This is a genomic window from Algoriphagus pacificus, from assembly GCF_017254845.1.
Classification (GTDB): domain Bacteria; phylum Bacteroidota; class Bacteroidia; order Cytophagales; family Cyclobacteriaceae; genus Algoriphagus; species Algoriphagus pacificus.
Genome location: NZ_JAFKCU010000005.1, coordinates 230,453 through 243,436, shown reverse-complemented (window position 1 = coordinate 243,436; position 12,984 = coordinate 230,453). Strand labels below are relative to the sequence as shown.

Here is a 12,984-nt window from a genome sequence, read left to right as displayed (position 1 = left end):
AAAAAATCATGTTTTACCATTAAAAAAATCATATATCATTTCTTCGGCAACTGTCAGTCTTTTTTGAGTGAATCTTTCTGAAAATTCTGTGAGTACCGGAATACTTTTTTTTCCCACAAAAGATTCAGGCAATTCTTTGAGCCCATGGATTGCAATTCCCATCAGTTCTTTTGCGGGTTGAAATAGAAGTTCTGATTTGAGCCCGTCTGTACACAGATCTAATTGTTGCTGGATTTTTGGGGATAGGTTAGCCAAAAGTTCAAATGCTTCATCCAAATGTCTGTTTGAATAGAGAATTCCTGCCAGAAAATAAGCAGGAGTAAGTTGCCATTTTCGAGGAAGCGAATCAGCTGTTCTTATTTCCAAAAATCCTTTCATTCTCACCTCCGGAAAAAGTAGAGAACAATGATTTTTTAGGTGATTGAAATTTGGAGATGTCGATTGAATTGGGTTTTCCACCCAGTTTTGAAAGGTAAAAGGGTGTGAAAATTCCTGACTACCAAAATCAGGCACAAAGACCAATGGCGCGTTCCAAATCAATTTTTCATAAGCCTGAACCAAGTCTTCTATTTGGATTGATTTGATATTTTCAAGTTTTGGAAAAAGCCCTGTTCTTAATGGATCTAACTGCTGCCAAAGCATTCTTCTATAAGAAAGCTTACCTGTTGCTTTTCCTCCTAAATGAGCTGAATTGGCAAAAATAGCAGCTATAAATGGGACCAGCAGATTCGATACAAGTATCCGTTTTACTTGGATTTCTTCATTCTCACCCAAATCTAAATTGACATGCAGAGAGCAAGTTTGTCTCATCATTTGTCTTCCAAAAGGTGAGATTTTGTCTAGATAAGACTCTAAAGCCTGGTATCTGGGTTTCTGTAATTGGAGGCCAATTTCAGAGTTTTGAAACCAGGGATTTGTTCCATATTGGCCAAAATGAATTTGATTTTCAGCAGTGAGTTGATCAAAGATTTGCTGTTTTGATTCCAAATCAGCCTCCAATTCACTTAAGCTTGGATGAGGGGTAGTAGCAATTTCTACTTGTCCTCCTGGTTCAAATTGGATGCTCGTGCCGTTTGGAAAAAGGATTTTATCCAATTGTGATCCGCCATAAATGAGTTCTGCTCTTTTTTCTTGAGAAAGGCTAGCCAATCTATCCATAAGAGAAAAGTTCTGATCATTAAGCGGAACAGGAATAGGCTTGTTTTCTTTTGAAAAAGTATAGGGAAAAGCTTCAAGTTCAATTCCAATTTTGCCTACTTCACCGGTAGGATAAATTGATTTTTTGGGCTGAAAAAGTTCCCTTTTTATCCACTCATTTACGGTGTCCTGACTCAAAAAATCTGCGCTCATGGATTGGAAGATACAAGAAAATTAGCTGACGTCATGATGGGGATCGTCTTCTATTGTTTTTTCAATTATTTCCACTGCATCTAGATTTTTCCAAAGGCTAGTGTTTTGAAATGCAATACCTCCTCCACCTCTTTTCTCTTGGCTGACTTGCCTGTTGATATCTGCAATGATGATATATCCAGGATCGCTTTTTATTGAAATCCCCCATTTCGCATGATCTTTTGAGAATGGCCATGTATATCCAGTGAGGCCAATTTTACCAAAATCCAAGTCAACAATATCTTCTGTTTCTCCTGCAACTCTACCGGTGGAATCTCCAAAGACTAAGCCTCTTCTCCATGTTTCTACATCCAGTTTACAGTTAAGTCCTGGAGCAACTAAATCTTTCCAAAAATCCTTTCCATACTGGACTCCATGTGGCGGTTCGCTCCATCTTTTATTTTTGGCGATGTAGGTGAATTTCTCTCCTTTGGCAGATAAAAAATCAATTTTGGCGGTAGAGCTTGGTGCCACAAACCCTTCGTTTTTTGCCAACTTATAAATTGCGTCTGTGCTTTCAATTCCTGGCAAGAGACTATCATACACTTGGGCTTCAACCTGCATTTGTATAGATTCAGCAAGTTTGTTTGCTGTATCCATATCTTTTAGGGAAACACATAAAAAGGTTTGCCCAAACTTTTTTTCGTCTTCCGGTAGATCCAGCTGGCCCTTTAGAGGGAATCTCGGTGTCGAGTGAAGCAAATAAAATGCGGAATTGGTTTTTTTACAGAAAGCAAGGATTCCTTTGGAATGTCCTTTTGTCCCTACATTGACAGGATTAGGTACTGTTGTCGAGGGAGGGATTTCATCATTCCATAGCACATAGCCATGGTCTGGATCATCTGAAAAAACTTGTTTCAAGGTCAATCCAAAGGCAGATTGATCATGATCTAAATGGATCGGAGATAAGGACAATCCTTCCGTAGAACTCGAATCCATATAAAGAAATTCAAAGCCTGTTGTGTTATTTTCAGGACCGATTTTCATAGGAAGTTTGTACAAAAACCACCAGTCAACTGGCTTTCCTGATTGATTGCTAAGTGGAGAAATCATGATTTTTAAAAGTTTGATGATCGATTAATTTTTGATGCAAGGAGTCGAAAAATGTTGCTGCAATATCCAGATTGAAATGATGGTTAATTTCTTTAATTCCAGTTGGGCTGGTTACATTGATTTCTGTTAGATAATCCCCAATTACATCGATTCCAACGAAAAAGAGACCTTTTTCCAAAAGCATAGGTTTCAGCTGTTCGCAGATCCAAAGATCCCTTTCAGTCAATGTGAATCCTTCAGCAGAAGCGCCGACAGCGAGATTTCCTCGATGATCTCCCGGTCTGGGTTTTCTTGCGATCCCGTATGGAATAGGAGTTCCATCAATAAGGAGAATTCTCTTGTCGCCAATAGTTTCTATCTCAGGAATGTATGCCTGGGCCTGAATGAAGCAAGTTTCCTTTTTCGTGATTTCCTCTAAAATCACCTGGGTATTAGGATCTCCTTCGGACAAGACAAAAATTGATTGACCTCCCATTTTGTGGGTTGGTTTCACTACAATTTTGTGGTGAGTTTGTAGAAAATCCAATAGCGTACTTTTGGAACGAGTCAATAGGCTAGGTGGGCAGCATTGGGGAAACCAAGCTGTATAAACCTTTTCATTTACATCTCTAAGGGAGTTAGCCTGATTTAAGATAAGAACACCCTCATCTGCGGCTTTTTCCAAGATGTAGGTTGCCATAATGAATTCGATATCAAATGGAGGGTCTTTTCGCATAACCAATACATCAAGCTTATACAAGGGTTCAAAAGTGGTTTTAAGATCTTTATACCAGATTTCAAGATTGTTGAAAACTTCCACGTGATGGATTCTTCCTTCTGGAATTCCATTTGAAATAAACAAGTCACCTAGCTCCAAATAAGATACTTCCCAGCCCCTTTTTTGAGCCTCTAGCATCAGGGCAAGCGTACTGTCTTTTTTTGGATTGATGGATGCTATGGGATCCATCACAAAACCGATTCGAATGGGCTTCATGGGTACCGCTTTTTCAAGTGAGGTTAGAATAATTTAAAAATGCCAGCGATCTCCCCAATAATCAAAAATAGGCAGAGAATTCGCTGTTTTATTTGGTATTCAAGTTTTCATATCCCGCCCAATCCTTGGGAGGAGGATTTTCAATATACCTTTTTGATCTGGAAATAAATGAAGACAAAACAGGATCGAAAGGATCAATAGCAAATGCCTGTCGAAATAATTGGTGAGCTAGAGAGAAATTCTGCTGATAGTAAACCTCCATTCCTTCTCGCAAAAGCTTTAAGGTTGACTCTTTGGCAAATCTTCTTTCATCACTCTCCGCATCCAACACTTCATATAGTTTTACAGCTTTCATTTTCCCTTTGACAGCTACCCGATCGATCATTCGAATCGTGTATTTTTCAGGATTTTCCAGGGCTTCGTACGTGTTCTCTCCAATGATAAACTGGGAATTATAGACTTTTGTCAACTGCTCAATCCGCGAAGCCAAATTAACGGTGTCACCTAAAACTGTGCATTGCATTCTGTCCTGGCCACCCATAGTTCCTAATACAAGAGGCCCCGTATTTACTCCAATGCCCATTTTTAAAATCGGCCTTCCCTTGACTCCTGATTCATGATTGAATTTCCAAAGTGATTGGCCCATCTTGATTCCTGCTTCCACTGCCTGAGTGGCAGGTACTGCGAAAAGCGCTAAAATCTCATCTCCTGCATAGGAATCTATGAACCCACCGCTTTCCGAAATATGCTGACCCAATTTGCTGTAATATTGATTTAGGAGTTCAATTACAGCCTGAGGAGAAAGCAATTCTACCAAAGGTGTGAATTCTCTAATATCAGAAAACAAGACGCTCATTTCCATAGAGACTGATTCTCCAAGTTTGACCTTTGCAATGTCATTGTGTCCCAAATGCTTCAAAAACTGAATTGGAACAAAGCGCTGTTGTGCTTTTAGAAGCTTGTCTTGCTCCTCATAAATTCTGGCATTTTCGATCGAAATAGCCGCCTGACCAGCCAACAGTTTGATGATTTTGACTCGTTCTTCAGTGAAAGCACTATGGGTCAGGTTATTCTCCAAGTATACCGCAACTTTCCATTGACTATGGTTAGAAAGTGGTACACACATAATAGAAAGAGGCTGATTGATCTGAAAATAAGGATCTGAAGAGAAAGAGTTTTCCTCTTTGGCATTATCAATTACTATGGATTGATTGGTTCGTAAAGCAGTATTGATCAGGCTTAAAGGAAGTTTTGAGAAATTTGATTGATCCAAAACCTGATTTTTCTTTTTCGAAGATATTTCATTTCCATTCTGTGCCTGAATGATGATTTGACCATCTTTTTGCTCAACCAAAAAACCATCTTGTGCTCCAGCATTTTCTATTAAAATCTGAAGTGTTGCTTTCAGAAGTTTATCTAAAACCAATTCCCCAGAAATGGTCTGAGAAGCTCTGAAAACTGAACTTAAGTCCAGAAAATCCATTGAGAAAGTATCAGAATTTGCAGAGCCTAGAGTTTCTTTGACAGTTCTATTTGAAGAGTATTTATTCGCCCCACTGAATATTTGATGGGCTTTTTCGAGTTCTTCGGTTTTTCTATATGCCCCCCAGCGGTAGTATAAATAGTGCGAGGCTTGTAAGTAACCATCAGCAGCTTTTGAGAGACCGTTTTTGATTAGAAAAAGAGCAGCTCTCTCATTTGCCACAGCTTCATCCCTCACAAAATTATTTTTATTGGCTGAGGAGATGGATTTTTCATACAACTTGATAGCTTTTTCCAGGTTACCGGTCAATCCGGTAAGTTCTGCCTCCATCAGGTATTGTAGATGTAGAAAATTCTCAGGACAGTTTTGAGCCCAATGAGTTATTCTCTCCAGACTTTCCTCCATGCTTTTTTGGAATGCTGCCTGATGATCAGTTTTTAGTCCTTCCAGTAAACTTGATTTAACCAAAAAAGAAGTGATATGAAATCTGACCAATTGAGGCAAAGACATGACTGATGCCATGAGTTTTTCCTGTTCTAAAACATGAGAAAGTGCTCCTTGGAAATCATTGTATAAGAGATGGATTTCTGCTTTGTAAATATGATAATTGGCAATTCCAGTCATGAAATGCCGATCAAACATCCCTTGAACACAGAGAGACTCATCAAAAGATTCATCCGTCAAAGAATAAAGATCTTTAGTAAGGCCTTGGAAATTGAGTTGCATCTGAAGAAACAACGTGCCTGAATCGTAAGAATCCTGATAATCACATTCCTTTACAATTTTGAGCAGCTTTCTCTGTTCATTTGAAGCAGTCTCCAAATCCAGTTGTGGATCCCAAATCACACAATCCTGGGCACTATATGCCAAGTATAATAAATCACCGGATTGATACCCTGTTTCAATTCCCTTTCTGAACCATGGTGTCATGGATGACCAGTGATTGCTCCAGTGGTGCACAAACATGGTATAGACATAGAGGATTCTGGATTTCAGAGATATGTCCTCATATTTTTCTATCAGATCTACTCCAAGTTTTCCGAACTGAAAGCCTTTGGCCTGATCATCGAAATATCCGCAAAGCAACATGCCATAGGCTGCGTAGGAAAATGCAGTTTCGGGAGAATTACCAAACTCAAGAGAGATGTTTACAGACTTCAAAACCAGGTATGGAAATGTCATTCCTGAACCTGATAGGAAGGCCGCTGGAAAAATTTCCATCAAGAGATTGCTTGCAATTCTGGCCTTTGGGTCGCTCAGAGCAGGCATATTAATCAAATCTGCAATTTCTCTTTCTTGAAGATGAACTGCTACTAACTTGATCTCTTCTGCTACATCTGTCTCCGAAGGCACCTTTTTAAAGTCAAATCCCAAAATGGAAAGCCCTTCATAAGCAGCTTGAATTGATTCCTGCATTTTGCCGATTGTGGCATACTGTCTGGTTCTTGCAGAAAGTACCAAACCCTTTTCAATTGGAGTTTTGGCATGCGAAAGCATAATCTCTGTCCAGGTGTTGGCATTTTCCCAATCCCCGGTCAAGTAAAAGCAGTTTTGTATTTCTTCACTGAGCTTCCACATGAAAGGGTAATTGCTTTCCCATGCCTGCTCTTTGACGATTTCAAAGCTTATTTTTAAATATTCCAAAGCCGCCAAATAAGCCGAAGACTGCTTGGCTTTAATACCTGCGTGAAGATTTAATTCAGCAATTTCCTCTTGCTCTTTTGGGTCATTTACCAAGGATCTACCCTCATTTAAATGTCCAACAATGTCCATTAGTTTTTCATCAAACTCGTCTGGGTCCAAATGGCTGAGGATTAACCTTCCAATAGAAAGATGAAGTGCTTTTCTTTTACATGGTTCAATCAGCGAATAAGCCGCTTGCTGTACCCGATCATGTTGGAATTTATAGGTTGGGTTAACCAGATTTTCACTCGTTTCTGCCAGGTTGTTTTTTTGATTTTTGAGCAAACTATTGGTCAAGCCAACTAACCTATAATTTTCATTCAGAGGAATGATAATGTTGGATTTGAGTGCTTCATAAAGTTCGCTGGCTGTCTCCTCCATCGATCCTTCCCGAATTATAGAAAGGTTTTTAAGGTCGAAAGTTGCCCCGATACATGCTGCCAACTGCAACACATACTGAGTGGACTCGGGAAGCCTATGCTGACTGGCTACCAAAAAATCCACCACATTATCACAGTGTTCTACATTTTTGACTTTTTCGATGTCCCAAGTCCAGATACCTGAATGTTGATCAAAATAAATAACTGATTGATCATGAAGGTTCTTTAGTATCTCAATGGTGAAAAATGGATTTCCACCAGTTTTTTCAAATAGTAATTCACTCAATTCGGTAGATTGCTCATGGCTTATATTCATGGTGTCCATGATTATCTGATCTACAGTCTCTTTTGTAAGTGGTTGAAGGGCTAGATTTTCTACTGGTCTTTTTTTATGAATCTCCTCAAGAGTCAGCGTCAAAGGATGTGCATCATCCACTGCATTGTCTCGAAAAGCTCCGATAATCATCAAATGATTCAATTCTTGGCTAGTTACCAAACGTTGGATCAAATTGAGTGTGGGAATATCACTCCATTGTAGATCATCCAGAAAAATGACTAAAGGATGTTGCTCTGCTGTGAAAACCTTAACAAAGTTGATGAATACTATTAGAAACCTGTTTTGGGTTTCATTTGGTGATAATTCAAGTACAGGAGGCTGCGTGCCTATAATCAATTCTAGTTCAGGAACGAGCTCAATAATTAACTGAGCATTGGTTTCGAGTGCTTTCGTCAGCTTTTTGTTCCAAAACTCCAATCGTTCAGCAGGTTCGCCTAGTAATTGGCGGATTAGATCCCGGAAGGCTTTAGACAAAGCAATGTAGGCGGAGTTTTGCCTGAACTGCTCGAATTTTCCTTGGATTAAATAGCCCCGCTTTTTGACAATGGATCTACCTAATTCCTGAACCAATACTGATTTCCCAACTCCTGAATAGCCGGAAACCAGGACAAATTCTACATTCCCTTGAGTGGTTTTTTCAAAATAAGCTACCAGCTTTTTTAACTCGTTTATCCTACCATACAGCTTTTGCGGAATTTGAAAATGACTGGAATTATCCAAAGTTGCCAACTGAAATGTCTCTTCCAGGCTTCCTTTTAAGTAGGCTTCTTGAGATTTTTTGAGATCCGCAATCAATCCATAACCACTCTGATATCTATCTTCTGCATTTTTAGACATCATTTTTTCCACAATCAAAGAAAGAGAAATCGGAAGCTTAGGATTGATTTCAATCGCAGGTGATGGTTGCCTACTGATATGACAATGAACCCACTCCAAGGCATCATTGGCCTGAAAAGGGAGTTTTCCTGTTAGCATCTGATAAAAGGTAATGCCCAAAGTATAGTAATCAGTTCTGTAATCGATGTCCCTGTTCATACGGCCCGTTTGCTCCGGAGCCATGTAAGGAAGAGAACCTTCAATGTTTTTTGCTAAAGTTGACTCTTGATGCTCTCGGGATAATTCTGAAGAATTGCTGAAGTCAATGATTCTGAGATCACCACTTTCTGGATCAATCAGAATATTCCTTGGAACTAAATCTTTATGGACAACATCATGCTCATGAAGCTGATCCAATATTTTGACCAGTTTGATTGCCAGCGTGTAAAAATCCTGAAGGGGTAAGATTTTCTTTTCAAAAATCGAGAGATATTCTTCTACAGAAATCCCAAAGTGCTCCATTTCGATGGCTAAGCTGCCATTTCCAAACTCAATGAGCTTATTGCTTTGGATAATTCCTTCAAATTGAAGCTTTTGAATGATGTTGTATTCCCTCTGAATACTGGCTAGATTTTCTTTTTTAGGGTATTTGTCTTGCAAAGTTTTAAGCACGACCTCCTTGCCATCTTCCTCACGCTTGGCAAGGAAGATGATATGGGGTGCTGATTCGTATACAATCTCGACAATAGTATAGCCGGGTATAGTTTCAGCTATTCTAATGCTTCGATTTGCTTTCAATATTATACCTTAAAAATTTCATTAAAAGTCTTGTGATATTCTTCCTGCGCATTGTCCTTTAATGGGTAACCATGTCCACAAAGTGCATGCTTGAAAGGGATTTCTTTGAGTCTCACAAAATCATCCGCTTGCGGTTGACTCTCATGTAACCAAGCCAAACCAAGATTTGCAGGTTTGAAAAAGTTCATGTTTTGCATTGTTGGAATTGTTTCCTCATCAAAAAACTGATCAGGTTCGATCCAGTTTTGTAAAGAGTCACAAGCGATCATTATGCCTCCTTCTCTGTCAAGTCTCAGAATACATTCTGGCCTTTTGACTGTTTTAAATACGAAAAGAGAGCAGTCAGAAAATGGCATTTCGCCTCCTTCTACCAAAGCTTTATCGATCTTAATGCTGTCTTGGACTTTCATATCCGGAAGTGCCCAAAATGTTGCTCCATATTTATGGACATAAAATGGGTCATCTACTCCGTGCATATCACCGATCCGGACGACATTTACTATTTTCCCAAGCTTTTCAAGTTCTTTTAAACTTTCATCATTCAACCTGACCGAATTGATGATGGTAAGATTATTACCCTCTTTGACAACTGTCATGTTTCGACTGAACTGCCACATAGAACCGAAAAACTCATTTTTCATAGTTCCTGTAACGAAAAACACATCTTTGAATACTTCCTGGATATCTCCATGAGGCATCGATTCTAAGTAATTAGTCATTTTTGGTGGTTTAAAATTTATGTTTTTTCAAATGTCCAATCTTTCTAAATATCTCATTTTTTTGGCAGTTATCAGTTTTTAATACTTGTATTTGCCAACATATTCAAATTCCTTTTGGTAGGCATCCAAATAACCATTGAGGTAATTCTTTACCGCAGGTGATATTCTGTCATTTAAGAAATCCTCAATCTGTTCGTTTCCAGTACTGGAGTCATGTCTTTTGATATGAAACAGAGTCATATCTTTTCCTCCAAAAAGGGGAGTAATAACCTGAAGATTCCTTCGAGCCTTTGACATATCAAAAACATGCCCTGCCAATGCTGTCAGGTTCTTGTAAGGCGATATTGATTCTGAATTAAATTCCTTGTTTACATCTTTTTGAGGTTCAAAGTCAGGATAGGTCTCCTCTGGTTTCAAAACTTGGTTTTGTAATTTGAAAAGGTAATTTTCCGATAATCCAGCCTGAATAGCTCCCTTCAGGATAATATTCAAATAGCGTCTCGTTGGCAGGCATTCTTCATTTAAAAACGCAGGCATTCCTACATAAGTGAGAGCCTTTTTTGGTCCATTATCAGTTTCAACCTCGATTTCTATTCTTTTATAAGCTACTCCCTCAGATTCCATTGCGTCGAGGGAAGGCAAATGCTCTTCAGGACATAAATGAATCATTCCCTCTACCCAATTTCCAGAATCAGTGCTTGGTTCGATATTACCCATCCCTCCTTCATGTGTGAACCAGTGTTGAACATTGAATCGAAGCTTCCAGTCTTTCAGCACAGCTTTCTCTGAGCTGACGGGTATCACACCTTTAGCTTTCAATGAAATCAGGTTAATATTTGAACCGTAGCCAAAATAATAGAACATGCTGTTTTTAATAATTTTTACTTTCAAACAAGCTAAAATCAACAATTCAAATTTTTAATACTCAGAGGAGATTCGCTCCTTCCAGTGTAGAAAATCCAAATTCAAGCTGATGCGAATATTAAATTTAAAATTTTCAGTAAAAGCATTTTCAAAGTGACTTATACTTAGAAAATATTGGACTATTAAACCTCATAACTTGTATTTTTTTTAGAATTTATTTAGATAATTTAGATATAATTATTCATTTTCTAAGTAGATTAGGAAAATCAATACCGATTTATTTTTAAAAATTTTCCTCCTTTAAATTATTTTCTATGAGCACTATTTTAATCACAAGAAACAAGTCTGATGATGGATATGGAGCTTGGACATTCACTCCTGACTCAAAAAACATTTTTACGAAACTCCCAATTTCTCCAACAGCCAAGTTTGATTCTACTCACCAATTAGCACCTATTGGAGGGTATTTATTGGATTGGGGTCCGGCGGATTCAAAGAATTCTTTTCCGTATAGACTGATTTCATTTGATGAATCCTCTTCAGACCCATTGGCTGGTGAAACCATTCAGAATGGACATTGGCCAATTACAAAATTTTGGGGATATCGCCCGAGGTATTCGGACAACCCAGATGAAAAGAAAACGCTGCCACTTATTTCGATGGGCAACTTTATGTTGTTTTTTGTGGGAGGAAAGGGGAGAGGAACCTACATGCTCTATAATTTTGACCCTAATCTAACAGCTCCAAACACCAGTGATCCAATACCGAGTACTTATACCCCACAAGGTGGATTTCCTACTATTTTGGAAGGAAATGAACTCATCAACATTGGTAATTATGTTCTTGATAGACATGCTGCAACCAATACTTATAGGATTTGGAGTTTTGATCCTCAGAGTACGATGCCTTTGTCAATTCCAGAGGTCAAATCAGGAACTTTTGAGGGGATAGAAGCCAAGCATCAAATAGTGGTTGTTGGTGAGCAGATATTAACCTGGGTTCCAGGTGAACTGAAATTTAGTCTTTGGGCTTTTGATCCTGCCGCAAAACATCCTTTCCGTAATCTGATTTGTGATGGTGATTTGCCTAGTGATTTTAGTGGAGTAGGTTCAATACTAGGAATCCAAACTTTAGAAAAAGTGAATGTTGGTGCATCAACGGAACCTGGCACTATTGACTTTATGCGAACTAAAATCAAGCGTGTAGTCTATTACATGTTGGAAAGTAGATCCTTTGACAATGTCTGTGGCTGGTTGTATGAAAACAACCAATCTTCGATCAATTTCATTGGATCAGATAGGCCTTTCGACGGTGCAAGCACAGAGAATTACAATCTCCAAGAAGGGAAGAAGGTCTATGCCAGCAAATTTAAAGACGGGAAACTCAGCGAAGATTATGATCTGTCTGATCAAGGTCAGGATCCTTTTCATGATAATTCTGACGGTTTGCAACAGATGTTTTATGAAACCCACCCCGGATATAAAGGACATGCCACCCCGGATATGGGAGGTTTTGTAAGAAACAATTCCAATACCGATGTGATGCTCAGCTTAACTCCAGAGCAACTTCCTGTTTTGAATGGACTAGCGGAAAATTTTGCAATCAGCGATGAATGGTTTTGTTCAGTACCAGGTGGAACCGATATCAATCGTGCATTTTCAGTCACGGGTTCAGGAATGAACCGATTGGATACCTGGGAGGGAGGTAGTATTTATGAATACTGGCCTAACTTTCCTCACCGCCAATCTCTCTGGAAAGTTTTATATAACAATGGTTTCAAGGATTGGAAAATCTACAATGTCATTGATTGGTTAGGTTATCCTTTTACCTATCACTTGTATCTGCAAGGACAGGTTCCAAGCATTGACGCAAAGCCAGCTCCTTACATCAATAGTCTTGAAACTTTTAAGCTTCAGGCGAGACAAGGAATTTTACCAACTTTTAGTTTTCTAGAGCCTATTTGGATTGCTCCTATCGGTACGACTTCCTACCATCCCGGTGGAGATATGGTTCCAGCTGAATTAGCCCTTCGGGATATTTACAACGCCATTAAAGATGGGCCTCAATGGGAAGAAACCTTATTTGTGATTACTTTCTCTAAAAATGGAGGAATATATGATCATGTGAAACCACCTTATGCTGCGAAACCATGGCCAAATGATAATGTGGATGGATTTAAATTTGATTTGATGGGTCCAAGAGTACCAACCATTTTTGTCTCTCCTTGGATCAAGAAAAACACGGTTATCAGATCAGGCCAGGATATTCCATTTGACTCAACCTCTTTTGCCGCGACTTTGCTCAAATGGTATGGTATTCCTAAAGCAAGATGGGGAATGGGTGATAGAATGGATCAGGCTCCGACTTTTGAAAGTGTATTCCAAGAGACTTCAGCAAGGACCGATGATCCTAAAATAACTGTTCCTTATGATAAAAGCTTTCCGAGACATCGAAAAGAAATAGAATAAAGAATTATAATTAAAAAAAGC

7 protein-coding genes are annotated in these 12,984 nt (G+C 38.9%); 1 reads left to right on the top strand and 6 read right to left on the bottom strand.

The annotated features are described in order from the left end of the window. Nucleotides 1-6 precede the first annotated feature (6 nt). The 6 genes from J0A69_RS18535 to J0A69_RS18510 all read right to left on the bottom strand — a co-directional run bounded on the left by J0A69_RS18535 (nucleotide 7) and on the right by J0A69_RS18510 (nucleotide 10,495). Nucleotides 7-1,350, bottom strand: coding sequence for a glutamate-cysteine ligase family protein (locus J0A69_RS18535; RefSeq protein WP_206588118.1), 1,344 nt, complete (start codon nucleotides 1,348-1,350; stop codon nucleotides 7-9). 21 nt (nucleotides 1,351-1,371) lie between these two features. Beyond that, a complete protein-coding gene (locus J0A69_RS18530) occupies nucleotides 1,372-2,442 on the bottom strand; it encodes a deoxyribonuclease II family protein (protein ID WP_206588117.1) in 1,071 nt (356 codons plus the stop codon). Beyond that, complete coding sequence (gene gshB, locus J0A69_RS18525; RefSeq protein WP_206588116.1) at nucleotides 2,426-3,415, bottom strand: glutathione synthase; 990 nt, start codon at nucleotides 3,413-3,415, stop codon at nucleotides 2,426-2,428. Before gshB ends, J0A69_RS18530 begins: the two co-directional genes overlap by 17 nt. Before the next feature lie 88 nt (nucleotides 3,416-3,503). Then, complete coding sequence (locus tag J0A69_RS18520; protein ID WP_206588115.1) at nucleotides 3,504-8,912, bottom strand: AAA family ATPase; 5,409 nt, start codon at nucleotides 8,910-8,912, stop codon at nucleotides 3,504-3,506. A 2-nt stretch (nucleotides 8,913-8,914) separates the two neighbouring features. After that, nucleotides 8,915-9,631 (bottom strand): hypothetical protein, encoded by a 717-nt coding sequence (locus J0A69_RS18515; RefSeq protein WP_206588114.1) that lies wholly within the window; start codon nucleotides 9,629-9,631, stop codon nucleotides 8,915-8,917. Nucleotides 9,632-9,709: 78 nt separating this feature from the next. After that, nucleotides 9,710-10,495, bottom strand: coding sequence for a gamma-glutamylcyclotransferase family protein (locus J0A69_RS18510; RefSeq protein ID WP_206588113.1), 786 nt, complete (start codon nucleotides 10,493-10,495; stop codon nucleotides 9,710-9,712). A 314-nt stretch (nucleotides 10,496-10,809) separates the two neighbouring features. Between J0A69_RS18510 and J0A69_RS18505 the strand changes: the two genes are divergently transcribed. Next, the gene (locus tag J0A69_RS18505; protein WP_206588112.1) at nucleotides 10,810-12,963 is read left to right on the top strand and encodes an alkaline phosphatase family protein; all 2,154 of its coding nucleotides are present in this window, start codon (nucleotides 10,810-10,812) and stop codon (nucleotides 12,961-12,963) included. The last annotated feature ends 21 nt before the right edge of the window (nucleotides 12,964-12,984 follow it).